The organism is Hydrogenophaga sp. LT287 (assembly GCF_055702805.1).
This window is the reverse complement of the sequence record NZ_JBVPZC010000001.1, coordinates 372042-397234: the sequence shown is the minus strand read 5'-3', so window position 1 is coordinate 397234 and position 25193 is coordinate 372042. Positions and strand designations below refer to the sequence as shown.

Genomic DNA, 25193 nt, shown 5'->3' with positions numbered 1-25193 from the left:
GGCCCAGGAAAGGCCTTGGCGTACGATCACCGCTGGCGGTCTACCGAGAGCTCCTGCTCAACAGCCCGCAACATTCCACCCTCGTTCATTGAAACCCAGGGTGTTGCACTTCACTTTTGAATCCGCCGATTTTTCCGAGCTGCACTTCGCCTCCGTGAATCGATTAATTTCATCTTTCATGAAAACAAATGAGGAATTTCATGCTGAGACAAACAGGCGCGAGGAGGAGGACAAACAAAAAAAAATAGAGACTGATGCAAAAGATTTTGAGTTTAAAACTAGAAACATGGATCACAAAGAAAAAGTTGTCTGCCCTCATTGTCAAACTACCGGTGGCGTTTATATGATGAAAGGCAAGGAGGTCATAAAAACAAGGGTAAACTCCATCGCCGCCAGGGTGATCGGGCTTGGAACAAACACCGAAAGACACGTCATGAAATTCACTTGTGCCAACTGCGAAATGGATTGGAAAGTCGAGGATTAGCGCTTCGACAAACCTTAAATTATTCAACATGAACTGACAAAGCAGTGCCCGCTTAGTGACGTTGATTGAATCCAATCCATTTGCAATTTCGATCGAAGTGTCGGGCCAGGTCGTGCTTTTTGCCTAAAGAACAAATAAATTGAAAGAAGAGGAACTGTCACGTTTTTGACAGTTCATTTTTTCGCGAAAGCTTGCTCTATTTTTTAGAAATACAGCAACTCACCTAATTCAGGCGATGAGGGACCTTAGGCGGCTCACTGAATGGAGCGCTCGTGACGGTCCACCATCGAAGAATCAACGTAACGCGAGCCCTCGGGGCTGCGGTTCTTGGACAGGATGGTTAAACCGCCGAGGTCGAAGCGTGCGTTGGACATCGCCGACCCGCATAGAAGCCATGGCCGGGCGTACACCATATCCAAGCACTGATACTGTTTGCCTCACCCTCTCACCAAGCAGTACTTTTCAATCAAAAACCGTGAAATAAGCTAGGAGCCCCTCCGCCTCCGGGCGATATAACGTACAAAAAAGTGCTATTTCTTCAACGCAACGGATCGCATAAACCGTAGTGTGTGGTCACCCCTGCCCCAGCAACCCCATCATCCCCGCCTCATCAATCACCGTCACACCCAGCACCTGTGCTTTGTCCAGCTTGCTGCCGGCTTCCGCACCAGCCACCACGTAGTCGGTTTTCTTGCTCACCGAGCCGGCCACTTTGGCGCCGGCAGCTTCCAGCAGGTCCTTTGCCTGGTCGCGGCTGAGGGTGGGAAAGGTGCCGGTGAGCACGAAGGTTTTGCCGGCCAGGGGCTGGGCGGCTCGTTCGGCCGGGGCGCCCTCTGCCCAGTGCACGCCGCAGGCGCGCATCTGCTCCACCACCTCGCGGTTGTGGGGTTGGTCAAAAAAGGTGCGAATGCTTTTCGCCACTACCGGGCCCACGTCGTTCACTTCAAGCAACTCTTCTTCGGTGGCGTCCATGATGCAGTCGAGCTGGCCGAAGTGGCGGGCCAGTTCTTTGGCGGTGGCTTCGCCCACATGCCGTATGCCCAGGCCAAACAGAAAGCGTGGCAGCGTGGTGGTTTTGGACTTTTCTAGCGCGGCCAGTATGTTCAGGGCCGACTTGTCGGCCATGCGGTCGAGGCTGGCCAGGGCGGTGAGGCCCAGGCGGTACAGGTCGGGCAGGGTTTTGACCACGCCCGCGTCTACCAGCTGCTCCACCAGTTTGTCGCCCAGGCCTTCCACTTCCACGGCGCGGCGGTGGGCGAAATGCAAGATGGCTTCTTTGCGCTGGGCGCTGCAAAACAGGCCGCCGGTGCAGCGGTAGTCGGCCTCGCCGTCTTCGCGCACGGCGGCGCTGCCGCACACCGGGCACTGGTGCGGCATGGTGAAGGGGGGCGGGTTGCCCACGCGTTTGTCGGGCAACACGGCCACCACTTCGGGGATCACGTCGCCCGCGCGGCGCACGATCACCGTGTCGCCCAGGCGCACGTCTTTGCGGCGGGCTTCGTCTTCGTTGTGCAGGGTGGCGTTGGTCACGGTCACGTTGCCCACAAACACGGGTGCGAGCTTGGCCACAGGCGTGAGCTTGCCGGTGCGGCCCACCTGCACGTCAATGGCGAGCACGGTGGTGAGCTGTTCTTGTGCGGGGTATTTGTGGGCCACGGCCCAGCGCGGCTCGCGGGTGACAAAGCCCAGCTGGCGCTGCAGCGCGAGCGAATTGACCTTGTAGACCACGCCGTCGATGTCGTAGGGGAGTTGGTCGCGCCTGGCGCCGATGCGCTGGTGAAAGGCCACCAGCTCGCTGGCACCGTGGGCGATGGTGGTTTGCTCGGCCACCGGGAAACCCCAGGCTTTCAGCTGCATGAGCAGTTGAAAGTGGGTGTCAAACACCGGCCCGCCTTGCTCGGGCGGCGTCATGTCGCCCAGGCCATAGGCAAAAAAGCTCAAGGGGCGCTGGGCTGCAATGCCCGAGTCCAGCTGGCGCACCGCGCCGGCGGCGGCGTTGCGGGGGTTCACAAAGGTTCTTTCGCCTTTGGCACCAGCGGCGATCTTGGCGCGCTGTTTGTCGTTGAGCGCATCAAAGTGGTCGCGGCGCATGTAGACCTCGCCCCGCACCTCCAGCACGGGCGGTGCGTCGGCCGGTAAACGCAGCGGAATTTGCCCAATGGTGCGGATGTTGCCCGTGACATCTTCACCCATCTCGCCGTCGCCGCGCGTGGCGGCTTGCACCAGCACGCCGTTTTCATAGCGCAGGCTCATGGCCAGGCCGTCAAACTTCAGCTCGGCCACGTATTCCAGCGGCGCGTCTGCCTCGCCCAGCCCGAGCGCGCGGCGCACGCGGGTGTCGAAGTTTTGCGCCCCGGTGGGTTCGGTGTCGGTCTCGGTGTTGATGGACAACATGGGCACGGCGTGGCGCACCGGCGTAAAGGCGTCCAGCACCCCGCCACCCACCCGCTGCGTGGGTGAATCCGGCGTCAACAGCTCGGGGTGCGCAGCCTCCACCGCCTGCAACTCACGAAACAGCCGGTCGTACTCGGCGTCTGGAATCTCGGGCGCGTCCAGCGTGTAGTACAGATGGGCGTGGCGGTTGAGCTGCGTGCGCAACTCTGCCGCGCGCTCGGCCGGCGTGGGCTGCAATGAAAACAGGTCAGGGGTCGTCATAAACAGGATGCTTCGAATCTGAAGGGAAGTCAGACCCAGAACGCCGCGGAACCGGCTCCGCCGGGCCGCCAGCGTTGCCCCCTGGGGGGTGACGCCGCAGGCGGCGCGGGGGGGGTTAACTAAACAATCGGCGAGCCTGCGCCGAACCCGCCGCCAGGTCGCGGCTGTCCAGCGCGTCGTACAGGCTTTCCAGGTCGGCGCCGATGCGGTCCATGGTGTCGGTGGACAGCAGCTGCCCGGCGTCGTCGGTAATGACACCGTCCATGGCTTCTGCCAAGGCGGCTGCGGCTTGGCGCATGCGCACAAACGGCTGTTCGCTGCGCGGCACGTGGGTCACTTCCAGCGACAGGGCAATGTCGCGCAAGGCGCTTTGTTCGGGGTCGTCGGCCATGGCGGCTTGGGGGTCAAACGCCAGGCTGAGAATGGGCGCCTGCCCGTGCTGGCTGCCGGCCAGCACCATGCGGCCGGGCAAGGCACCCGCCACAAAGCCCAGGCGAGCAGCGTGCTGCGCCAGGTAGCCGGGGCTCCAGGCGGCCCGGCGGGCGCGCAGGGTGAAGCCCAGTTGCGCGTCGTGGCCGCTGGCAAAGGCGTCAAGCTCGCGGGCGCGGGCCACTTCGGCGCGCATGTCGGGGAAGTCGGGCGCGGCGCCCACCGCGTCGGCAAAGGCCTGTACCTTCACCACAAACTCTGAAAACTCAATGTCGTTGAGTGCGCCGGATCGGTTGGCCAGTTGCACACCAGCCTGCAAAGCACGGTAGCGCTGGCCCAGGCGCGGCGTTTCCCACTCGCCCGTGGCTTCGCTGAGCCCTTCCACCGCAAAGGGTTTGCTGCCCACGCGGCGCGTGCCGGGCAGCGCGGCCAGCAAGGCGTCGCCCGAGACCTCGCCTTCAAGCAACAACGGGGTGATGACGTCGATCAGGGCGTCAAGCCCGGCTTTTTTCTCGGGCGGGTTGACCACATGGTTGAGCGTGACCGGCACCACCGGCGGCGGCTGCAGGCGCTCGCCATCGGCCATGGCAGAGCCGCTGCCGTTGCCGTCGCTCTCAAACTCGCCGCCCAGCACCGGGTCGATGCGGTGGTCGCCGGGTGGGCGGGCTTCGCTGCTGTCGGCCACCGGGGCGGTGTCGTCAAAACCGGCGGCATCGCCACGGCCTTCTTGCACGCGCTCGCTGGCGGTGCGCGGGGCGCTTTTGCGTGTGATCCAGGCGTTGTAGGCGACCACGCCCGCCAGCACGAGACCGCCGATGATGGCCAGACTGATTTGCAGTGTGCTCATGGTGCTTGGGACTTGGTTTTAGGTGGACTCAATCATGCCGGCGGCGGACTCCATGTCCACCGCGACGATACGGGAAACGCCCTGCTCTTGCATGGTCACGCCAATCAGTTGTTCGGCCATTTCCATGGCGATTTTGTTGTGGCTGATGAACAGGAACTGGGTGCCTTTTTTGCTCATGCTGGTCACCAGATTGGCGTAGCGTTCGGTGTTGGCGTCGTCCAGCGGCGCGTCCACCTCGTCCAGCAAGCAAAACGGTGCGGGGTTGAGCTGAAAAATGGCAAACACGAGCGCAATGGCGGTCAGCGCTTTTTCACCGCCCGAAAGCAGGTGAATGGTCTGGTTTTTCTTGCCGGGTGGCTGCGCCAGCACCTGCACGCCGGCGTCCAGTATTTCTTCGCCGGTCATCACCAGGCGGGCGTTGCCGCCACCAAACAGCTCGGGGAACATGCGCCCGAAATGGCCGTTGACGGTCTCAAAGGTGCTGCCCAGCAGCTCGCGGGTTTCGCCGTCGATCTTCTTGATCGCGTCTTCCAGCGTGTTCATGGCTTCCACCAGGTCGGCCGACTGCGCGTCCAAAAAGGTTTTGCGCTCGCGGGCGGCGGTCAGTTCGTCCAGCGCAGCCAGGTTCACCGCGCCCAGCGCCTGAATTTCGCGGTGAATGCGGTCGATCTCGCTTTGCAGCCCGGTCAGGCGCACGTTGCCTTCGGTCACGCTTTGCGCCACGGCGGCCAGGTCGGCTTCGGCCTCGGTCAGCAGCTGGCTGTATTGCTCAACGCCCAGGCGGGCAGCCTGCTCTTTGAGCTGGAATTCGGTGATGCGGTTGCGCAGCGGCTCCAGTTCGCGCTCCAGCTGCAGGCGGCGTTCGTCGCTGGCGCGCAGTTTGGCGGTGAGGCCGTCGTAATCGCTGCGCAGCGTGCCCAGCGCCTGCTCGCGCTCCATCTTCACGGCCAGCGCGCTTTGCAGCCCGCCTTGGGCGGCGGCGTCGTTCAGGCGGGCGAGTTCGTCGCGGGCGCGCTGCTCTTCGTCGGCCAGCGACTTTTCCTGGCTGGCGGCCGTTTCCAGCGAACGCTGCAGCTCGCCCTGGCGCGCTTGCAGGCTGCGCAGGGCAAAGGTGGCTTCCTGGGCGGTGCGCTCCAGCGTGCGTTGCTGCTCGCGGGCCTGGTTCAGGGCGCGCTCGGCGTCAATCACTTTGTCGTCCAGCTGGGCGTGGCGCTCCTGGCTGTCGGCCAGCTGCATGTCCAGTTCTTCAAAGCGGGCTTCGGCGGTCACGCGGCGCTCTTGCAGCTCGTCGAGCTGGGCATCCACCTCGGCCATGTCGCCGGCAATTTGCTGGCTGCGCGCGCGGGTTTGCTCGGCCAGCTGGGCCAGGCGCAGGGCTTCCACCTGCAGTTCGTGGGCGCGGGTGCGAGCTTCGGCGGCATCGCGGCGGGCGCTCACCAGGCGCTGCGAAGCGTCGGCGTAAGCGGCCTCGGCGCGCACCAGCGCGGTGCGGGCCTGCTCGGCCATGAGCACCTGGGCGCGCACGGCTTTTTCCAGGTGTTCAATTTCTTGCGCCCGGGCCAGCAGGCCGGCCTGCTCGCTGTCGGGGGCGTAAAAACTCAGGCTGTGGGCGGTAACGGCGTGGCCACCGGGCACAAAAATGACTTCACCGGGCTGCAAATGGCTGCGCTGCGCCAGCGCTTCTTCCAGCGTGGCGGCGGTCAAGCAGCCGTGCAGCCACTCGCCCAGCAGGGCTTGCTGGGCCGCGTCTTGCTGGCGCAGCCAGCTGGCCAGCGGCTTCAGGCCGGTGGCGCTGGCACCCGCCTGCACCGGCGCAGCACCGGCGGGCGGGTTGTAAAAAGCCAGTTTGGCGGGCGGCGCGTCGTTGCCAAAGGCCCGCATCATGTCCAGGCGCGACACCTCAAGCGCGCCGAGGCGCTCGCGCAGCGCGGCTTCCAGCGCGTTTTCCCAGCCCGGCTCCACGTGCAGGCGGCTCCAGAGCGCTTGCAGGCCGTCCAGCCCGTGCTTGGCCAGCCAGGGCCGCAGCTTCCCGTCGGTACGCACCTTGTCTTGCAGCGCCTTCAGCGCTTCCAGCCGTGCGGTCAGCTCGGACTGCCGGGCCGACTCCTGGTTCACCGCTTGCTGGGCGGTGCGGCGCTCGTCGTCCAGCTGGGGCACGCTGTCTTGCAGTTCCTGCAACACGGCGTCGTTCAGTTCGGTCAACTCTTGTGCGCTGGCCAGCTGGGCCTGCGCTTCTTGCAAACGGCCTTCGTCGGGCGCGGCCAGCGCGTTGCGGTCGGCGGTCAACCGCTCGCGGCGCTGGTTGAGCTGGCGGCTTTGCTCTTCAATGTTGCGCTGCTCGGCGGCCAGCACCTGGATTTGCTGCTGCACCTGCGTCACGCTGGCGCGCTGTTCGTTGGCGCGGGCCTGGGTTTGGCGCAAGTTGTCTTCCAGCGCGGGCAGGGCCATGCCCTGCTCTTCGCCTTGTGCTGCCAGCACCACCGACTTGTCTTCGGCGTCCAGCATGGCTTCGGCCAGTTGCTCCAGCTCCACGCCGGCGTCTTCGCTGCGGGTGCTCCAGGCGCTGATCTGCTCTTTAAGCTGCAGCAGGCGCTGTTCGACCCGCTGGCGGCCTTCCACCACAAAGCGGATTTCAGCTTCCAGCTTGCCCACCTCGGCAGTGGCTTCGTAGAGCTTGCCCTGCGCCTGGTTCACCTGGTCGCCAGCGGCGTAGTGCGCCTGCCGGATGGTTTCCAGCTCGGCTTCCACCCGGCGCAGGTCGGCCGTGCGCGACTCCAGGTCGTTGAGCGCCTGCGCGGCGTCGTTTTTCACCTTGGCCTGGTCGGCGTCGGCCTCGCTGCGCTTCAAAAACCACAGCTGGTGCTGTTTGAGCGTGGCGCCGGCTTGTAGGGTTTTGTAGCGCGCCGCCACCTCGGCCTGCTTTTCCAGCTTGTCCAGGTTGGCGTTAAGTTCGCGCAAGATGTCTTCGACCCGCGTGAGGTTTTCGCGCGTGTCGGCCAGGCGGTGCGCGGTTTCGCGGCGGCGCTCTTTGTATTTGGAAACGCCGGCGGCTTCTTCGAGAAACAGACGCAGCTCTTCGGGCTTGCTTTCAATGATGCGGCTGATGGTGCCCTGGCCAATGATGGCGTAGGCGCGCGGGCCCAGGCCGGTGCCCAGGAACACGTCTTGCACGTCGCGCCGGCGCACCGGCTGGTTGTTGATGTAGTAGCTGCTGGTGCCGTCGCGCGTGAGCACGCGCTTGACGGCAATTTCACCAAATTGGCCCCACTGGCCACCGGCGCGGTGGTCGGCGTTGTCAAACACCAGCTCCACGCTGGAACGGCTGGCGGGCTTGCGGGTGTTGGTGCCGTTGAAGATCACGTCCTGCATGGACTCGCCACGCAGCTCGGACGCTTTGGACTCGCCCAGCACCCAGCGCACCGCGTCCATGATGTTGGACTTGCCGCAACCATTGGGCCCCACCACGCCCACCAGCTGACCGGGGAGCATGAAGTTGGTCGGCTCAGCGAAGGACTTGAACCCGGATAACTTGATCGAATTGAGGCGCACGGGGATTCGGTCGCGGAAGGCTAACTGTTTGATTTGTAACGAAAATCCTCCCCACACAGGGGCCGGACCGCAACGCGCATGATACCGTGTCCACCCACCCCAAAGCCCGAATACGCCCCCGCGCCAGCGACCGTCTTGCGTGCCTTGGGAAAATCCGTGGTTGTCCATTGGGCGCACCTTCGGTGCTGTTGGGGTGCTGGCGGCGCCGTTGCGGCCATTTTTGCCCCTCTTCGGCGGCCATGGCACAAGCCATGGCCTTCTCAGTCGGGACACAACTGACTCGCAACGGCATCCACCAGCCCACCCGACCCCCATGGGCAATCTCGGATAATGCACGCCATGAATCCCAAGTTGTCCCTCCTGCAGCCCTACCCCTTCGAGCGGCTGCGCAAGCTGTTTGCCGACGTCACCCCCAACCCGGACTACCGCCCCATCAGCCTGGGCATTGGCGAACCCAAACACGCCACACCCGACTTTTTGAAGCAGGCCCTGGCCGCCGCGCTCGACACCGGCCTGACCACCTACCCCGCCACCGCTGGCGAACCCGCGCTGCGCGAAGCCTGCGCCGCCTGGTTGCAGCGCCGTTATGGCGTGAGCGTGAACCCGGCCACCCAGGTGCTGCCGGTGAACGGCTCGCGCGAAGCCCTGTTTGCCTTTGCCCAGACGGTGATTGACCCCACCCAGCCAGGCGCCACGCTGGTGTTTCCCAACCCGTTCTACCAAATCTACGAAGGTGCGGCGCTGCTGAGCGGTGCCCGCCCGCACTACGTGGCCAGCGACCCGGCCCGCAATTTCGCGGTGGACTGGGACAGCGTGCCCGAAGCGGTGTGGGCACAAACGCAGCTGGTCTTTGTGTGCTCGCCCGGTAACCCCACCGGCGCCGTGATGCCGCTGGACGAGTGGAAAAAGCTGTTTGACCTGAGCGACCGTTTTGGCTTCGTGATTGCGTCGGACGAGTGCTACAGCGAAATTTACTTCCGCGACGAACCGCCGCTGGGCGGTCTGGAAGCCGCGCTGAAACTGGGCCGCACCGACTTCAAGAACCTGGTCATGTTCACCAGCCTGTCCAAGCGCAGCAACGTGCCGGGCCTGCGCAGTGGCTTTGTGGCGGGCGACGCAGCGCTCATCAAACCTTTTTTGCTCTACCGCACTTACCATGGCGGCGCCATGAGCCCAGCCGTGCAAGCCGCCAGCGTGGCGGCCTGGAACGACGAAGCCCACGTGGTGGACAACCGCCGCCAGTACCGCGAAAAATTTGCCCAAGTGACGCCGGTGATGGCGCAAGTGCTGGACGTGGCCCTGCCCGACGCCGCTTTTTACCTGTGGGCCGAGGTGCCCGAGGTGTTTGAAGGCCGCCTACCCGGGCTCACGGCCGACGAAGCCTTCGCCCGCGAATTGCTGGCTCAATACAATGTGACGGTTTTGCCGGGCAGTTACCTGGCCCGCGAAGTGGCCGGCGTCAACCCGGGCAAGGCCCGCATCCGTATGGCGCTGGTGGCCGAGCCCGCCGAATGCCTGGAAGCCGCAGGGCGCATCAACGCGTTTGTGTTCCACAACGACTGAACCCTGACCCCTTTTCTTTTCACCGCATCTTTTCTACAGAGCCTGAAACCATGACCCAACAACTGCAAAGCCTGATCGACACCGCCTGGGACAACCGCGCCGAACTCTCCCCCGCCTCGGCCCCCAAAGAGGTGCTGGACGCTGTGGAACACGTGATTGCCGAGCTCAACGTGGGCAAGCTGCGCGTGGCCACCCGCGAAGCCGTGGGCCAGTGGACGGTGCACCAGTGGATCAAAAAGGCCGTGCTGCTGTCGTTTCGCCTGAAAGACAACGAAATGATGCGCAGCGGCGACCTGGCGTTTTACGACAAGGTGCAAACCAAGTTTGCCCACCTGTCGGAGGCCGAAATGAAGGCCACCGGCGTGCGCGTGGTGCCACCGGCCGTGGCCCGCCGCGGCAGCTTCATTGCCAAGGGCGCGATCCTGATGCCCAGCTACGTGAACATTGGCGCCTATGTGGACGAAAACACCATGGTGGACACCTGGGCCACCGTAGGCTCGTGCGCGCAGATCGGCAAAAACGTGCATTTGTCGGGCGGTGTGGGCATTGGCGGCGTGCTGGAGCCGCTGCAGGCTGGCCCCACCATCATTGAAGACAACTGCTTCATCGGCGCCCGCTCCGAGGTGGTCGAAGGCGTGGTGGTGGAAGAAAACTCGGTGATCTCCATGGGCGTCTACATTGGCCAGAGCACCCCCATTTACGACCGCGCCACCGGCGAAGTGAGCTACGGCCGCATCCCGTCGGGTTCGGTGGTCATCAGCGGCAGTCTGCCCAAAGACGGCGGCAAGTACAGCCTGTACGCGGCCATCATCGTCAAGCGCGTGGACGCGCAGACGCGCAGCAAAACCAGCCTGAACGACCTGCTTCGCGACTGAATTTGGCCCACCCCCGTCGCTGCGCTCCGCCCCTCGAGGGGCAACATCTGCGGACTGGCCAAGCCAGATCCGCGATGTTCTGGGTGAAGGCACGTACTCCGGTCACGTATGGTTTTTTTCTTCAGTTAAGGACACGGCATGAGCAGCGGAACGATGGAGCGCATCCTGCGCCTGATGGCTGAGAAGAAGGCTTCGGACGTGTACCTGTCGGCGCACGCTCCGGCCATGATCAAGATCAACGGACAGACCATCGCGGTGAACAGCCAGGTGCTGCCACCCGATGCGCCGCGCAACCTGCTGGCTGAAATTGTGCCGGCCACACGCATGGAAGAGTTGGTGGAAACCGGCGAGCTCAACATGGCGGTGCCGCTGGAGGGCGTGGGCAACTTCCGCGTGAGCGCCTTTCGCCAGCGCGGCAACTATGCGGTGGTGATCCGGTTTGTGCCTGGCGAAGTGCCTGCGCTGGACTCGCTCAACGTGCCGACCATCCTGGGTGATCTGGTGATGGAAAAGCGCGGCCTGGTGCTGATGGTGGGCGCCACCGGTGCCGGCAAGACGACCACGTTGGCGGCCATGATCGACCACCGCAACGACCGCGCCACGGGCCACATCCTCACCATTGAAGACCCGATCGAATACGTCTACCGCAACAAAAAGTCGGTGGTCAACCAGCGCGAGATTGGCACCGACACGGCTTCGCTGCAAGTCGGTCTGAAAAACGCCTTGCGTCAGGCGCCCGATGTGATCCTGATCGGCGAGATTCGCGACCGCGAAACCATGTCGGCGGCCATTGCGTACGCGCAGTCGGGCCATTTGTGCCTGGCCACCATGCACGCCAACAACAGCTACCAGGCGCTCAACCGTATTTTGAGTTTTTACCCGGTGGAGGTGCGCCCCACCATGCTGGGTGACCTGGCCTCTGCGCTGCGGTCCATTGTTTCGCAGCGGCTCATGCGCACCCACACCGGCGGGCGCGTGCCGGCCATGGAGGTGATGCTGAACACCGCGTTGATCTCGGACCTGATCCAGAAAGCGGATTTTTCAGGCGTGCGCGAAGCCATGGAAAAGTCGATGGCTGAAGGCTCGCAAAGCTTCGAGCAAGATCTGGCCCGCCTCATCAACGACGGTCTGGTGTCGCGCAACGAGGGCCTGGCCCACGCGGACTCGCCCAGCAACCTGTTGTGGCGGCTGCAAAACGACTTCAATGCGTCGAAATCCAACCAGACGGCCACGCCGTCGGAAGACGACCATGGCGACAACGCCACCTTTACCGAGTTCACGCTCGACGTGAAATTCTGATCCTATGAATGCCACCCTGCGCCTGACCGAAGAACTGATTGCACGGCCCTCTGTCACCCCCAAGGACGAGGGTTGCCAGGCGGTGATCGCCAGCCGCCTGTCAGCGCTGGGTTTCGTTTGCGAGACCATCGAAAGCGGCCCGGCCGACTTCCGGGTCACCAACCTCTGGGCGCGCTTGGGGCAAGGCCGGCAACCCACCCTCATCTTCGCGGGCCACACCGACGTGGTACCCACCGGCCCCACCACCGCCTGGTCCAGCGACCCGTTTGTGCCCACGCACCGCGACGGCAAGCTCTTTGGCCGCGGCGCCAGCGACATGAAAGCCTCACTCGCGGCCATGGTGGTGGCTTGTGAAGAATTCGTGGCCGCCCAGCCCAACCCGGCCATTGACATCGCTTTTTTGCTCACCAGCGACGAAGAAGGCCCAGCGCTGGATGGCACCGTGGTGGTGTGCCGCGAGCTGCAGCGCCGCAACGAGCGCATGGACTGGTGCATTGTGGGCGAGCCCACGTCGGTGGAGCGCACCGGCGACATGATCAAGAACGGCCGCCGCGGCACCATGAGCGGCAAGCTCACGGTTAAGGGCATTCAGGGCCACATTGCCTACCCCCACATGGCCAAAAACCCCATCCACATGGCGGCACCGGCCCTGGCCGAGCTGGCCGCCACGGCCTGGGACGCCGGCAATGCCTATTTCCCGCCCACCAGCTGGCAGATCAGCAATATCCACGGCGGCACGGGAGCGAGCAACGTCATCCCGGGCACCGTGGTGGTGGACTTCAATTTCCGTTTTTCCACCGAATCCACCCCCGAGGGCCTGCAGCAGCGCGTGGCCGACATCCTTGGGCGCCACAGTCTGCAGGCGGGTGCCGACTACGACCTGGCCTGGACCGTGGGCGGCTTGCCGTTCCTCACCGCGCCCGGCACCCTGGTGGACGCCGTGCGGGCAGCCATTGACGCCGAAACCGGGCTGGACACCCAGCTGTCAACCACCGGCGGCACCAGCGACGGGCGCTTCATCGCCCAGGTCTGCCCGCAGGTGATCGAACTGGGCCCACCCAACGCCACCATCCACAAAATCGACGAGTGCGTGTCCGTGGCCGACATCGAACCCTTGAAAAACATTTACCGGCGCACCCTGGACAACCTGGCCCAAGAGGCCAGCGCCAGCCGCTGAACGCTCCACCGGACATCCTTTTGAAACTGCAACAACTTCTGACCGAAGCCACCCACAGCCTCGATGCGGCCCAGCTGGCCTACGGCCACGGCACCACCAACGCCCAGGACGAGGCCGCCTGGCTGGTGCTGTGGCAACTCGGCCTGCCGCTGGACAGCGACCTGGACGCGCTGGCCGAGCAGCCCATTTCACCCGAGCAGCAAGACGCGGTGCGCGCGCTCGTTCAGCGCCGCATCGACACCCGCGAACCCGCGGCCTACCTCACGCAAGAAGCCTGGTTGCAGGGCGTGCCGTTTTACGTGGACCGCCGCGCCATCGTGCCGCGCAGTTTCATCGCCGAGCTGATTGCCGAAGGCAGCATTGACCACTGGCTGGGCGCACATACCCGCACGGTGCTGGACCTGTGCACCGGCAACGGCAGCCTGGCGGTGCTGGCGGCCCTGGCCTGGCCTGACGTGCAGGTCACCGGCACCGACATTTCCACCGACGCACTGGCCGTGGCCCGCATCAACGTGGACCAGCATGGCCTGCAAGACCGCATCACCCTCATCGAGTCCGACGGCCTCGCGGCCTGCCCCGGCCCCTGGGACCTGGTGCTGTGCAACCCGCCCTATGTGAACGCAGCCAGCATGAGTGCCCTACCCGCCGAATACCGGGCGGAGCCCGAACTGGCGCTGGCCGGTGGCGCCGATGGCATGGATTTCATCCGCGCCTTGCTGCGCGACCTGCCCGCTCGGCTCAGACCGCAAGGCGTGCTGGTGCTTGAAATTGGCAACGAGCGCGAACATTTCGAAGCGGTGTTCCCGCAGCTGGAAACCGTCTGGCTGAGCACCAGCGCAGGCGACGACCAGGTCCTCCTTATCACTTCTGAATCCCTTTCGGCGCTGGCAGCATCGCCCTCGCCCCATCCATGATCACGCTCAAAAACCTTGTCCTTCGTCGCGGCACGAAGGTCCTGCTCGATGGCGCCTCCTGCACCATCAACCCCGGTGAAAAAGTCGGCCTGGTCGGCCGCAACGGCGCGGGCAAGTCCAGCCTCTTTGGCCTCCTCAACCACACCCTGCACGAAGACAAAGGCGACTTTTACGTGCCGGCCCAGTGGCGCATGGCGCAGGTGGCACAGGACATGCCTGAAACCGACATGCCCGCCACACAGTTTGTCATTGAAGGCGATGTGACGCTGCTGGCGGCGCAGACCGAAGTGGCCGCCGCCGAAGCCAGCGGCGACGGTGAACACATGGCCAACGCCTACATGGCGCTGCACGACGCCGGCGCTCACGACGCACCGGCACGTGCGCAAGCGCTCATTCTGGGCCTGGGCTTTCGCACCGACGAACTGGAGCACCCGGTCAACAGCTTCTCGGGTGGCTGGCGCATGCGCCTGCAGCTGGCCCGCGCCCTGATGTGCCCCAGCGACTTGCTTTTGCTCGACGAACCCACCAACCACCTGGACCTGGACGCCCTGGTCTGGCTGGAAGCCTGGCTCAAGCGCTACGAAGGCACCATGCTCGTGATCAGCCACGACCGCGAGTTTCTGGACGCGGTGACCGACGTCACCATCCACATTGAACGCGCCCAGCTCACGCGCTACGGCGGCAACTACAGCCGCTTTGAGGACATGCGCGCCGAACAAATGGCGTTGCAGGCCACCGCCTATTCCAAGCAGCAGGACAAGATGGCGCACCTGCAAAAGTTCATTGACCGCTTCAAGGCCAAGGCCAGCAAGGCCAAGCAGGCACAAAGCCGCGTGAAAGCGCTGGAGCGCATGGAGAAAATTGGCCCGGTGCTGGCCGACGCCGAATTCACCTTCGAGTTCAGCGAGCCGCAAAACCTGCCCAACCCCATGCTGGCCATGCAGGACGTGAGCTTTGGCTACCCCCCGGCGGTGGAAGGCGGCGAGCCCACGCTGATCGTGCGCAACGTCAGCAAGTCGGTGCTGGCCGGGCAACGCATCGGCATTCTGGGGGCCAACGGCCAGGGCAAGTCCACCGTGGTGAAGACCATCGCGCGCGACCTGCAGGCGCTGGCCGGCACCATCACCGAAGGCAAAGGCCTCAACATTGGTTACTTTGCGCAGCAAGAACTCGACGTGCTGCGCCCGGCCGACACACCGCTGGAACACATGATCCGCCTGGTGCGCGAGTGCACGGCTGAGGGCCGCCTGAGCGGCCAGGCCACGCGCGAGCAAGACCTGCGCGGCTTCCTGGGCAGCTTCAACTTCACAGGCGACCAGGTGAAACAGGCGGTGGGCAGCATGAGCGGCGGCGAAAAAGCCCGCCTGGTGCTGTGCATGATTGTGTGGCAGCGCCCCAACCTGCTGCTGCTGGACGAGCCCACCAACCACCTGGACCTGGCCACGCGCGAAGCGCTGTCCATGGCGCTGAACGAATTCGAAGGCACCGTCATGCTGGTCAGCCATGACCGTGCCCTGCTCCGCGCCGTGTGCGACGAGTTCTGGCTGGTCTCGCGCGGCGGCATTGAGCCGTTTGACGGCGATCTGGACGACTACCAGCGCTATCTGCTCGACATGGCCAAGCAGTCCCGCGAAGCCCAGCGCCAAGAGCAGCGCGACCAACAGCGCAGCAGCACGCCCTTGGCGGCAGCGTCCCCAGCGCCCAGAGCCAACGACAAGGCGGCGGTGGTGATAGCAGCACCCGTACCAGTTTCAAATGCGGTGGACCTTCAGTCGCTCACCAGCCGCAGCCCGGAGCAGCGCCGACAAGACGCCCTGCGTCGCCAGCAGGTGGCCGAAAAAACCCGGCCATTGAAGAAAGAGCTGGAACAAACCGAAAAACGCATGGCTTTGCTGGCGCAAGAAAAGACCAAGCTGGAAACCGCTTTGAGCCAGCCGATAAACAGCAGCGACATCGCAGACTCCGGGCGGCGCCTCAAAGCGGTGAACGATGAAAACGACACGCTCGAAGCGCGCTGGCTGGAACTGACCGAGGCCATTGAAGCCGCCAGCGCTTAAGCGGGCGACCTCCAGGCGCTTGATCACCACAGAACAGTGACAGGGCACACGCCTGGATCGCCGTCTTTGTGCTGCACTGCCGTCGGTGGTGAACCAACCGCTCGATGTTCGATACAGTTGAGCGGCGTTTGCGGCGGGTGCTAGCCCGTCATCCTTTCAACGAATCAGGGTCTCCACATGATGTCCATACTCGGCACGCTTTTCATTGGCCTCATTGCAGGCTTCATCGCTCGGGCCATCAAACCAGGTGAAGACGGCATGGGCTGGATCATGACCGCCGTACTGGGTGTAGCGGGCTCATTTGTCGCGAGCTACCTCGGGGCGGCGCTGGGCCTGTATGCACCCGGCCAGGCAGCCGGCTTCATCGCGTCCGTCATCGGCGCGGTGTTGTTGCTGGTGATCTATGGTTTTGTGAAAAAGAAATGAATCGCCGCTGGCCGACCGAGCGGGCCACAGGCATGGGCGCAGACCACGCAAAACGGCAGCCTGTGCCGGCATGAAAAAGACCGCCTTCTGGTGCGCCTTGGTCACGGTCATTGCGCTTTCGCTCATGCCCGGTGCCATGTTGCCCCCGGTGTTCAATTTCTGGGACAAGGCGCAGCATGCGCTGGGCTTCCTGGGTTTGACCTGGCTTGCCCTGTCGGCCTACCCCAAAAAGTCGCCGTATCACATCGGCACGGGCCTGCTGCTGGCCGGGGGTGCCATTGAATTGGCCCAGTCAGCCACAGGCTGGCGTTATGGTGACTGGCTCGATCTTCTGGCTGATGCGGTGGGTATTGCTGCAGCCCTTGGTGTACAGCGCGTATGGCGAGGCAAATCGGCCACCTGACGATGTACGAATGGTTGGCCAGTGTCTGAAGCTGAGCAGCCCGCAAAGCGCAACCGCTCGGTTCACGCTGGCGCACAGGTACCTGACGGCACAATAGAAACATGTCCCACAACCCAGCAACCCCCACCCTGCCCTGGCTGGAACCGGGCCAGGCATTTCCACCGGTGGAAATGGCCTGGGGCCCGCTCGACCCCGCACCGGGGTTGCTGGCTGCTGGGGGCGTGCTGGACGTTGCGACACTTGTGTCGGCCTACTCGCAAGGCATTTTTCCCTGGTACAGCGCAGGCCAGCCCATTTTGTGGTGGAGCACCGACCCCCGCATGGTGCTGCGCACCGACGCGTTTCGTCTGCACCGCTCGTTGCGCAAGACCATCCAGAGCCTGCTGCACGCCGGCCGACTGGAGATCCGTTTTGACCACGACTTTGAACGGGTGATACGCAGCTGTGCTTTGGTGCCCCGTGCAGGCCAAGATGGCACCTGGATTCTGCCGGCCATGGTGCAAGCCTACCTTCGGCTGCACCAGGCGGGCGTAGCGCACAGCGTGGAGACCTGGATAGACGGTGAGCTGGTGGGCGGGCTCTACGCCATCAACCTCGGCGCCATGGTGTTCGGTGAATCCATGTTCAGCCGGCAAAGCAACGCATCCAAAATCGCCCTGGCGGCGCTGGTCGCGTTTTGCCGAGCCCAGCAAATTCCGCTGATCGACTGCCAGCAAGACACCCCGCACCTGGCCGCATTGGGTGGTGAACTCATGCCGCGCCAAACCTTTAGCCAGCACATCAAAAGGGCCACGCAACACGCTGCGCCGCGCTGGGAATTTGAGCCGATATACTGGCAAAAATTGTTCAGCGAACACAGCCCACCCGCGTGACGCACCTCAAAGAACTCCCGCTTCAAGCGCTGCAGTTTTATGCCACGGCGCCCTACCCCTGTAGCTACTTGCCGGGCCGCCAAGCCCGCTCGCAAGTGGCCACGCCCAGCCACCTGATCCACAACGACGCCTATTCGGACCTTGTGACCCGCGGGTTTCGCCGCAGCGGCATGTTCACCTACCGGCCGTATTGCGATGGCTGCAAAGCCTGTGTGCCGTTGCGGATACCCGTTGCCGACTTCACCCCCAGCCGCAGCCAAAAGCGCAGCCTAGCGCAACACGCGGCGCTGCAAACCCGGGTGCTCAAGCTTTGTTATGTGCCCGAGCACTACCAGCTCTACCTGCGCTACCAAAACAGCCGGCATGCGGGCGGCGGCATGGACCACGACAGCATCGACCAGTACACGCAGTTTTTGCTGCAAAGCCGCGTGAATTCCCGTTTGGTCGAGTTTTACGAGCCTGGGGCCGATGGCGAGCCCGGTCCATTAAAAATGGTTTCCATCGTCGACGTCTTGAACGACGGTTTGTCCGCTGTCTACACCTTCTACGAACCCGACGGGCGGTCCAGTTATGGCACCTACGGCGTCCTGTGGCAGATTGAACAGGCGCGCGCGCTGGGCCTGCCCTATGTGTACCTGGGATACTGGATTGCTCAGAGCAGCAAGATGAACTACAAGGCCGGCTACCGGCCACACGAACTGCTGATCGACGGCGATTGGGTCCGCGACAGCGTGTGATCCCAGCGGCTGGATCGCAGCCGGACCGTCCGATCCAGACCGAAGCGCCACGCTGCTACGGGCCATGTGGCGGGGTGCAATTTCATCTCGTAAAATAAAAACAACCACTGCAGAGCCCATGACCAAACGATCCGACCAACTGCCCACCACGCCCACCGTACAGGTGATTGAACGCATGTTCAATCTGCTGGAAGTGCTGGCCTCACGAGAAGAGCCGGTTTCGCTGAAGGAAATCAGCGAAAAGACCGGGCTGCACCCATCGACGGCGCACCGCATCCTGAACGATCTGACCATTGGCCGCTTTGTTGACCGTCCCGAAGCGGGCAGTTACCGCCTCGGCATGCGGTTGCTGGAGCTGGGCAATCTGGTGAAGGCACGCCTGAGCGTGCGCGACGCGGCCCTGGTTCCCATGCGCGAACTGCACAAACTGATCCAGCAACCGGTCAACCTGAGCATGCGCCAAGGCGACGAAATTGTGTACGTTGAGCGTGCCTACAGCGAACGCTCTGGCATGCAGGTGGTCAGGGCAATAGGTGGCCGTGCACCGCTGCACCTCACCTCGGTCGGAAAATTGTTTTTGGCGGCAGACGACCCGCAACGCGTGCGCGCCTACGCTACGCGCACAGGTCTCGTGGGCAACACACGCAACAGCCTGACCCAGCTGGCAACGCTGGAGCGTGAACTGACCCAATGCCGTCAGGCCGGGGTGGCGCGGGACAACGAAGAGCTGGAGATGGGCGTGCGCTGCATGGCGGCAGGCATTTACGACGACCAATGCAAGCTGGTGGCCGGCCTGTCCATCTCGGCACCGGCCGATCGCATTGACGAGAACTGGGTGCCCAAACTCCGCGCCACGGCGGCGGAAATTTCGTCGGCCTTGGGGTGCCCCAAAGCGCAGCTGGGCGCTGGACGGCCCTGAGCCTCGGGGCGCAACTGCAGCACCAACAAAAAAACGGTCCAACTGGACCGTTTTTTTGTTGGGGTGTCAGCCCTGGGGTCTGACGAACACCGGTTCCCGGGTCTGGGCCTCTACCCAGCGGCGCACCCGCTCAGCATCCTGGACGCGGCTCAGCTTGCCGGCCGAATCGAGGAACACCATGATCACTTTGCGCCCTGCCACCTTGGCCTGCATCACCAGACAACGGCCAGCCTCCGAGATGTAACCCGTTTTCTGCAAACCAATATCCCATTCGGGGTTGCGAATCAGCCGGTTGGAATTGTTGAACTGCAGCGTGCGATGACCCAGCTCCAACTGGTGGCTTGGTGAAGTCGACAAGTCGCGCAAGATGGGACGCTCGTAGGCCACGGAAACCAAGGTGGCGAGGTCCCTGGCGCTGGACTGGTTCTGGCTCAACAGGCCGGTGGGTTCAACATAGCGGGTATCGTGCATGCCCAGTTCACGGGCCTTGCTGTTCATGAGCGAAACAAAATGTCGCAGGCCGCCCGGATAGGTGCGCCCCAAGGCGTGAGCAGCGCGGTTTTCGCTGGACATCAGCGCCAGATGCATCAGTTCACCACGACTCAAAGTAGAACCCACAGCCAGCCGCGAACGGCTGCCTTTGTAAATGTCCACATCATCTTGCGTGATGGTGATGGCCTCGTCCATGGGCAAGTTTGCATCGGCGATCACCAGGCCCGTCATGAGCTTGGTCAGCGAGGCAATGGGAAGCACCGCGGAATCGTTCTTGCTGAAGAGCACCTCGTTGGTGTCCTGATCCACCACCAGAGCCACGCTGGAGCTGAGATCCAGAGCGTCTTCGCTGCCTCTCAGACCCAGACGCTCGCCTGCGGACAGACTGGGCACCGCGGCCACACGCACCACGGAGGAAGCCGCACTGTTGCGCACCGCCACCTTGCTGGTGGCTGCAGCGTTGCGGCTCTTCGCAAGGACGGTATTTTTACGGGCCTGCTTGGACAGACCCGTCTTGTTGCCGCTCTTTTTCGCTGCCACGACGGTGCGGACATTGCGCGCCCCGCTTTTGGCTTGCTTGGTGTCTGAGACCCTGGCTTTTTTGTCAGGCTTCGCCTTGGCCAGCTTGGATTTGGCTAACGCCTTGGGTGCGGCCGCTTTTTCAGAGCTTGCTTTTTTCCGAGCAACAGCTTTTGTCTGCACAGGTTTCTTTTTGGCAGCAAGCTGGGTGGCGGTGGCCTTTTTGACTTTCTGCGTCTGTTTTTTCTCAGCCGCAGCGGATACAGAAAGGGGAACAGCAAAAACGACCGCAAGCGCGAGAGCGACGGTACCGTGGATGGCTTTTCGAAAGCGGTTTACGCAAGGGTTCATGGGTCCACTCCAGCCAACGGAATTGTGCTGGAGTGGAGTATAGACACATTGAAAAAAACTAGCAATATCAAAAACTTGTGTAACTTATCTCAGAAAAAGCGAGAGAAAGAACTACTTTTACCGTCAATTCTCTCTCTTACTGAAAATAGGCCTCTAAGTCATTGATTTTATTGAGTTTTATCCTTGTGCTGAAACCCGGTCGGCCTTGCTTTGCAGCTTGTTCAAGGCACTGAGGTAGGCCTTGGCCGATGCAACAACGATGTCTGGATCAGCGCCTACACCGTTGACGACCCGACCACCATGCTGCAAACGCACCGTGACCTCACCCTGGCTCTCGGTGGAGCCGCTGGTAATGGCGTTGACCGAGTAAAGAACCATCTCGGCACCGCTGTTGAGCTGGCTCTCAATCGCTTTCAAAGACGCGTCAACAGGGCCGTTGCCGTCGGACTCACAGACCACTTCCTTGCCACCGTTGGTGAACACAATGTTCGCGTGTGGCCGCTCGCCGGTTTCGCTGTGCTGGGACAACGAGACCAGGCCGTACTGCTCTTTCTCAGCGGTCACGCTTTCGTCGCTGCACAGCGCGAGGATGTCCTCGTCGAAGATTTCGCTCTTGCGGTCGGCCAGTTCTTTGAACGCGGCAAACGCGGTGTTGATCTCGCTCTCGGACTCCATCTCAATACCCAGGTCCTGCAAGCGCTGCTTGAACGCATTGCGGCCACTGAGCTTGCCCAGCACGATCTTGTTGGCAGCCCAGCCCACATCTTCCGCGCGCATGATCTCGTAGGTATCCCGTGCCTTGAGCACGCCGTCCTGGTGAATACCGCTCGCATGGGCAAACGCGTTGGCGCCCACGACGGCCTTGTTGGGCTGCACCACAAAACCGGTGGTCTGGCTGACCATGCGACTGGCCGGCACGATCTGGGTCGTGTCCACACCCACATCGAGGTTGAAGTAATCGCGGCGCGTCCGTACCGCCATCACCACTTCTTCCAGCGAACAGTTGCCGGCACGCTCTCCCAGGCCGTTGATGGTGCACTCGACCTGGCGCGCGCCGCCAATCTTCACGCCCGCGAGCGAGTTGGCCACCGCCATACCCAAGTCGTTGTGGCAATGAACCGACCAGATCGCCTTGTCGGAATTCGGAATGCGCTCGCGCAGGGTTCGGATGAACTCGCCGTAGAGCTCGGGAATCGCGTAGCCCACCGTGTCTGGAATGTTCAGCGTCGTAGCGCCCTCTTTGATGACGGCTTCGAGCACCCGGCACAAGAAGTCCATGTCGCTGCGGTAGCCGTCTTCCGGGCTGAACTCGACATCTTCAACCAGGTTACGTGCAAAGCGCACCGACTGCTTGGCCTGCTCAAACACCTCGTCAGGCGTCATGCGCAGCTTTTTCTCCATGTGCAGCGGGCTGGTGGCAATGAAGGTGTGTATGCGGGCGCGCTGAGCACCTTTGAGCGCCTCGGCGGCTCGGGAAATATCGCGGTCATTGGCCCGTGCCAATGAGCAGACCGTGGAGTCTTTGATGGTGTTGGCTATCGCCTGCACGCACTCGAAGTCACCGTTGGAACTGGCGGCAAAACCGGCCTCGATCACATCCACTCGGAGGCGCTCAAGCTGGCGCGCAATGCGCAGCTTCTCATCTTTGGTCATGGAAGCGCCGGGTGACTGCTCGCCATCGCGCAAGGTGGTGTCAAAAATGATCAGTTTGTCGCTCATCTCAAATCTCCGGTACGTGGCACCAATGACCACTCTTGAAAAAAACCCACAACCCAAAAACAAACGGCCCGTTGCAGGTGCAAACGGGCCGTTGTTGGAAATCACTCGCGCGTTACCAAGACTGCCCGTGAAGGACACCCAGTAGTAGAGCGAAAGAAATCCGTTTCATGGGAGCCAATGTATCACAAAGAAAGTTGCGTCTTGATTAAGGAAAACCATGGCCGCGATGCCCAAAACCTTATTCGTGCAGCCCGCGCTCGTCGGGCTCGTCGGTCGACGTGCTGATGACACTGGTTTGCCGCCCTTTGGCCTTGCGCCAGAAATACACCGCATAACCCGACAGCCCGTAGAGCACGAACAACGCAAACAGCACCGTGGGCGGGTCGATGTTGATCACCGCAATGCCCAGCGCCACCAGCACAATCGACGCAAACGGCACACTCTTCTTCAGGCTGAGGTCTTTGAAACTGTAAAACGGCACGTTGGTGACCATGGTCAGGCCGGCGTAAAGGGTGAGACCAAACATGGGCCACACCAGCTCGGACCCCTTGAACCCGTATTCGGTGGCCAGCCAGATAAAGCCAGCCACCAGCGCGGCGGCGGCGGGCGACGGAAGCCCCTGGAAATAGCGCTTGTCGACCACGCCGGTGTTGACGTTAAAACGCGCCAAACGCAAAGCAGCGCAGGCGCAGTAGACAAATGCCGCAATCCAACCCCAGCGACCCAGGCCGCTCAGAGCCCAGATGTATGCGATCAGGGCGGGCGCAGCACCGAACGACACCATATCGGACAAGGAGTCCATCTGCTCGCCAAATGCACTCTGGGTGTTTGTCATGCGCGCCACGCGGCCGTCCAAACTGTCCAGCACCATGGCCACGAAAATGGCCACGGTGGCCAAGTCGTAGCGACCATTCATGGCCATCACGATGGCGTAAAACCCCCCGAAGAGCGCCGCCAACGTGATCATGTTCGGCACCATGTAGATACCCTTGCGCCGTTTGCGCATCTCTTCGTTCTGGGGCATGAGTGGGTCGGATCCGTCGTGCATGTATTTCTCTGAAAAAGCCGAAGCAAATGAGCGGGCAGCTGACCTGCACTGCACCCAAAAAGCAAAACCCCAGTGTAAGCCAGCAACAAGCTGGCGCTACAAATAGAAAAGGCCACCGAGGTGGCCTTGTGTGTGCGCCCCCGCAGCTCCAGGGAGCCACGGGTGCCTATGCACGCAACAAAATCAGTTGCGGGTCTGGTCAACCAGCTTGTTCTTGGCGATCCAGGGCATCATGGCGCGTAGCTGGGCACCCACCACTTCGATCTGGTGATCGGCGGTGTTGCGGCGGCGGGCGGTCATGGAGGGATAGTTCAGGCGGCCTTCCTGGATGAACATCTTGGCGTAGTCGCCGTTCTGGATGCGCTTCAGGGCGTTGCGCATGGCTTTGCGCGACTCTTCGTTGATCACCTCGGGGCCGGTCACGTACTCGCCGAACTCCGCGTTGTTGGAGATCGAGTAGTTCATGTTGGCAATGCCACCTTCGTAGATCAGGTCAACGATCAGCTTGAGCTCGTGCAGGCACTCGAAATACGCCATTTCGGGCGCGTAGCCGGCTTCAACCAGGGTCTCGTAACCCATCTTGATCAGCTCGACAGCACCGCCACACAGCACGGCCTGCTCGCCGAACAGGTCGGTCTCGGTCTCTTCCTTGAAGTTGGTTTCAATGATGCCGGCCTTGCCGCCACCGTTGGCCATGGCGTAGCTCAGAGCCAGTTCGCGGGCTTTGCCGCTCTTGTCCTGGTGCACGGCCACCAGGTGGGGCACGCCGCCGCCCTGGGTGTAGGTGTTGCGCACGGTGTGACCTGGGGCCTTGGGCGCCACCATCCACACGTCCAGATCGGCGCGGGGCACGACCTGGTTGTAGTGCACGTTGAAACCGTGGGCGAAGGCCAGCGAAGCGCCTTGCTTGATGTTGGGGGCCACGTTGTTGTTGTAGACCTCGGCGATCATCTCGTCGGGCAAGAGGATCATGACCACATCGGCTGCCTTGACGGCTTCATCAACTTCCATGACGGTCAGGCCGGCTTTGCCGACCTTGTCCCAAGAAGCGCCACCCTTGCGCAGGCCAACCACGACCTTCACGCCGCTGTCGTTCAGGTTTTGAGCGTGGGCATGGCCCTGGCTGCCGTAACCGAGGATGGCGACGGTCTTGCCCTTGATCAGGGACAGGTCACAGTCTTTGTCGTAGAAAACTTTCATCTTTTGCTCCAGTAGGTGGTTTAGGGGTTGTGCCGTTCTTCGCGAGCCTGTCGAAGGGCTCTCGGGACCCCGGTGAATGCCAGGCACACACCAAGGCTTCGACAGGCTCAGCCCGAACGGGCAAATGGCTGAGCCCTGAAAAACTCAAACGCGCAGGATTCTCTCACCCCGGCCGATGCCGCTGGCACCGGTGCGCACGGTTTCCAGAATGGCCGATCGGTCGATGGCCTCCAGGAACGCGTCGTTTTTGCTCAAGTCACCGGTGAGTTCGATGGTGTAGCTTTTTTCGGTCACATCGATGATGCGACCCCGGAAAATGTCGGCCATGCGTTTCATCTCTTCGCGCTCTTTGCCTACCGCGCGAACCTTCACCATCATGAGCTCGCGCTCGGTGTAGGCGCCTTCGGTCAGGTCGACCACCTTGACCACCTCAATCAGGCGGTTCAGGTGCTTGGTGATCTGCTCAATCACGTCGTCCGATCCGGTGGTCTGGATCGTCATGCGCGAGAGGCTGGGGTCTTCGGTGGGAGCCACCGTGAGCGACTCGATGTTGTAACCGCGTGCAGAAAACAGCCCGACCACGCGGGACAGAGCGCCCGGTTCGTTTTCGAGCAAGACAGCAATGATGTGTTTCATGAAGGGATTCCTCTTTTCTGAG

The 25193-nt window shown here is 62.6% G+C and carries 20 protein-coding genes; 12 read left to right on the top strand and 8 right to left on the bottom strand.

Annotation, left to right across the window (positions count from 1 at the left end; translation table 11 throughout):
* A partial coding sequence (locus AC0GNR_RS01830; protein ID WP_472899307.1) for a hypothetical protein occupies positions 1–484 on the top strand: 484 nt, incomplete at its 5' end.
* Positions 485–1057: 573 nt separating this feature from the next.
* On the opposite strand, the gene ligA is transcribed toward AC0GNR_RS01830, so the two are convergent.
* The 3 genes from ligA to smc all read right to left on the bottom strand — a co-directional run bounded on the left by ligA (position 1058) and on the right by smc (position 7964).
* On the bottom strand, positions 1058–3139 hold the full coding sequence (gene ligA, locus AC0GNR_RS01825; protein WP_472899292.1) for an NAD-dependent DNA ligase LigA: 2082 nt from the start codon (positions 3137–3139) through the stop codon (positions 1058–1060).
* A 115-nt stretch (positions 3140–3254) separates the two neighbouring features.
* Complete coding sequence (locus AC0GNR_RS01820; protein WP_472899291.1) at positions 3255–4415, bottom strand: cell division protein ZipA C-terminal FtsZ-binding domain-containing protein; 1161 nt, start codon at positions 4413–4415, stop codon at positions 3255–3257.
* A gap of 18 nt (positions 4416–4433) precedes the next feature.
* The gene (gene smc / locus AC0GNR_RS01815; RefSeq protein ID WP_472899290.1) at positions 4434–7964 is read right to left on the bottom strand and encodes a chromosome segregation protein SMC; all 3531 of its coding nucleotides are present in this window, start codon (positions 7962–7964) and stop codon (positions 4434–4436) included.
* Between the two features lie 339 nt (positions 7965–8303).
* Between smc and dapC the strand changes: the two genes are divergently transcribed.
* The 11 genes from dapC (at position 8304) to AC0GNR_RS01760 (ending at position 19206) form a co-directional block, all read left to right on the top strand.
* Entirely contained in the window at positions 8304–9527 is a 1224-nt protein-coding gene (gene dapC / locus AC0GNR_RS01810; protein ID WP_472899289.1) for a succinyldiaminopimelate transaminase, read from the top strand.
* Positions 9528–9577: 50 nt separating this feature from the next.
* Positions 9578–10402, top strand: coding sequence for a 2,3,4,5-tetrahydropyridine-2,6-dicarboxylate N-succinyltransferase (gene dapD, locus AC0GNR_RS01805; RefSeq protein ID WP_472899288.1), 825 nt, complete (start codon positions 9578–9580; stop codon positions 10400–10402).
* Positions 10403–10540: 138 nt separating this feature from the next.
* Positions 10541–11701 (top strand): PilT/PilU family type 4a pilus ATPase, encoded by a 1161-nt coding sequence (locus AC0GNR_RS01800; protein WP_472899287.1) that lies wholly within the window; start codon positions 10541–10543, stop codon positions 11699–11701.
* Positions 11702–11705: 4 nt separating this feature from the next.
* On the top strand, positions 11706–12878 hold the full coding sequence (gene dapE / locus AC0GNR_RS01795) for a succinyl-diaminopimelate desuccinylase (RefSeq protein ID WP_472899286.1): 1173 nt from the start codon (positions 11706–11708) through the stop codon (positions 12876–12878).
* Positions 12879–12898: 20 nt separating this feature from the next.
* Positions 12899–13792 carry a 50S ribosomal protein L3 N(5)-glutamine methyltransferase gene (gene prmB, locus AC0GNR_RS01790; protein WP_472899285.1) on the top strand — a complete coding sequence of 298 codons (894 nt, stop codon included), beginning with the start codon at positions 12899–12901 and terminating at the stop codon, positions 13790–13792.
* Positions 13789–15849 carry an ABC-F family ATP-binding cassette domain-containing protein gene (locus tag AC0GNR_RS01785; RefSeq protein WP_472899284.1) on the top strand — a complete coding sequence of 687 codons (2061 nt, stop codon included), beginning with the start codon at positions 13789–13791 and terminating at the stop codon, positions 15847–15849. Before prmB ends, AC0GNR_RS01785 begins: the two co-directional genes overlap by 4 nt.
* Before the next feature lie 177 nt (positions 15850–16026).
* The gene (locus AC0GNR_RS01780; RefSeq protein WP_472899283.1) at positions 16027–16275 is read left to right on the top strand and encodes a GlsB/YeaQ/YmgE family stress response membrane protein; all 249 of its coding nucleotides are present in this window, start codon (positions 16027–16029) and stop codon (positions 16273–16275) included.
* Between the two features lie 70 nt (positions 16276–16345).
* Positions 16346–16678: a VanZ family protein gene (locus tag AC0GNR_RS01775; protein WP_472899282.1), complete on the top strand. Its 333-nt coding sequence runs from the start codon at positions 16346–16348 to the stop codon at positions 16676–16678.
* Between the two features lie 101 nt (positions 16679–16779).
* Complete coding sequence (gene aat, locus AC0GNR_RS01770) at positions 16780–17550, top strand: leucyl/phenylalanyl-tRNA--protein transferase (protein WP_472899281.1); 771 nt, start codon at positions 16780–16782, stop codon at positions 17548–17550.
* Complete coding sequence (locus AC0GNR_RS01765) at positions 17547–18287, top strand: arginyltransferase (protein ID WP_472899280.1); 741 nt, start codon at positions 17547–17549, stop codon at positions 18285–18287. Before aat ends, AC0GNR_RS01765 begins: the two co-directional genes overlap by 4 nt.
* 118 nt (positions 18288–18405) lie before the next feature.
* Positions 18406–19206 (top strand): IclR family transcriptional regulator, encoded by an 801-nt coding sequence (locus tag AC0GNR_RS01760; protein ID WP_472899279.1) that lies wholly within the window; start codon positions 18406–18408, stop codon positions 19204–19206.
* Between the two features lie 66 nt (positions 19207–19272).
* Here the strand turns inward: AC0GNR_RS01760 and pbpG are convergent, their stop codons facing one another.
* From pbpG to ilvN, 5 genes are all read right to left on the bottom strand, one after another.
* Complete coding sequence (gene pbpG / locus AC0GNR_RS01755; protein WP_472899278.1) at positions 19273–20568, bottom strand: D-alanyl-D-alanine endopeptidase; 1296 nt, start codon at positions 20566–20568, stop codon at positions 19273–19275.
* Positions 20569–20745: 177 nt separating this feature from the next.
* Positions 20746–22287, bottom strand: coding sequence for a 2-isopropylmalate synthase (locus AC0GNR_RS01750; RefSeq protein ID WP_472899277.1), 1542 nt, complete (start codon positions 22285–22287; stop codon positions 20746–20748).
* 238 nt (positions 22288–22525) lie between these two features.
* The gene (gene pssA, locus AC0GNR_RS01745) at positions 22526–23335 is read right to left on the bottom strand and encodes a CDP-diacylglycerol--serine O-phosphatidyltransferase (RefSeq protein ID WP_472899276.1); all 810 of its coding nucleotides are present in this window, start codon (positions 23333–23335) and stop codon (positions 22526–22528) included.
* Between the two features lie 183 nt (positions 23336–23518).
* Positions 23519–24535: a ketol-acid reductoisomerase gene (gene ilvC / locus AC0GNR_RS01740; RefSeq protein ID WP_304840010.1), complete on the bottom strand. Its 1017-nt coding sequence runs from the start codon at positions 24533–24535 to the stop codon at positions 23519–23521.
* Between the two features lie 144 nt (positions 24536–24679).
* Positions 24680–25171 (bottom strand): acetolactate synthase small subunit, encoded by a 492-nt coding sequence (gene ilvN / locus AC0GNR_RS01735; RefSeq protein WP_439114320.1) that lies wholly within the window; start codon positions 25169–25171, stop codon positions 24680–24682.
* Positions 25172–25193 lie beyond the last annotated feature (22 nt).

Coding starts and splice junctions, on each gene's coding strand:
- ilvC (WP_304840010.1), bottom strand. CDS start 24,535: ATGAAAGTTTTCTACGACAAAGACTGTGACCTGTCCCTGATCAAGGGC.
- AC0GNR_RS01760 (WP_472899279.1), top strand. CDS start 18,406: ATGACCAAACGATCCGACCAACTGCCCACCACGCCCACCGTACAGGTG.
- aat (WP_472899281.1), top strand. CDS start 16,780: ATGTCCCACAACCCAGCAACCCCCACCCTGCCCTGGCTGGAACCGGGC.
- dapE (WP_472899286.1), top strand. CDS start 11,706: ATGAATGCCACCCTGCGCCTGACCGAAGAACTGATTGCACGGCCCTCT.
- AC0GNR_RS01800 (WP_472899287.1), top strand. CDS start 10,541: ATGAGCAGCGGAACGATGGAGCGCATCCTGCGCCTGATGGCTGAGAAG.
- pbpG (WP_472899278.1), bottom strand. CDS start 20,568: ATGAACCCTTGCGTAAACCGCTTTCGAAAAGCCATCCACGGTACCGTC.
- AC0GNR_RS01785 (WP_472899284.1), top strand. CDS start 13,789: ATGATCACGCTCAAAAACCTTGTCCTTCGTCGCGGCACGAAGGTCCTG.
- AC0GNR_RS01820 (WP_472899291.1), bottom strand. CDS start 4,415: ATGAGCACACTGCAAATCAGTCTGGCCATCATCGGCGGTCTCGTGCTG.
- dapC (WP_472899289.1), top strand. CDS start 8,304: ATGAATCCCAAGTTGTCCCTCCTGCAGCCCTACCCCTTCGAGCGGCTG.
- pssA (WP_472899276.1), bottom strand. CDS start 23,335: ATGCACGACGGATCCGACCCACTCATGCCCCAGAACGAAGAGATGCGC.
- AC0GNR_RS01775 (WP_472899282.1), top strand. CDS start 16,346: ATGAAAAAGACCGCCTTCTGGTGCGCCTTGGTCACGGTCATTGCGCTT.
- AC0GNR_RS01750 (WP_472899277.1), bottom strand. CDS start 22,287: ATGAGCGACAAACTGATCATTTTTGACACCACCTTGCGCGATGGCGAG.
- ilvN (WP_439114320.1), bottom strand. CDS start 25,171: ATGAAACACATCATTGCTGTCTTGCTCGAAAACGAACCGGGCGCTCTG.
- dapD (WP_472899288.1), top strand. CDS start 9,578: ATGACCCAACAACTGCAAAGCCTGATCGACACCGCCTGGGACAACCGC.
- AC0GNR_RS01780 (WP_472899283.1), top strand. CDS start 16,027: ATGATGTCCATACTCGGCACGCTTTTCATTGGCCTCATTGCAGGCTTC.
- ligA (WP_472899292.1), bottom strand. CDS start 3,139: ATGACGACCCCTGACCTGTTTTCATTGCAGCCCACGCCGGCCGAGCGC.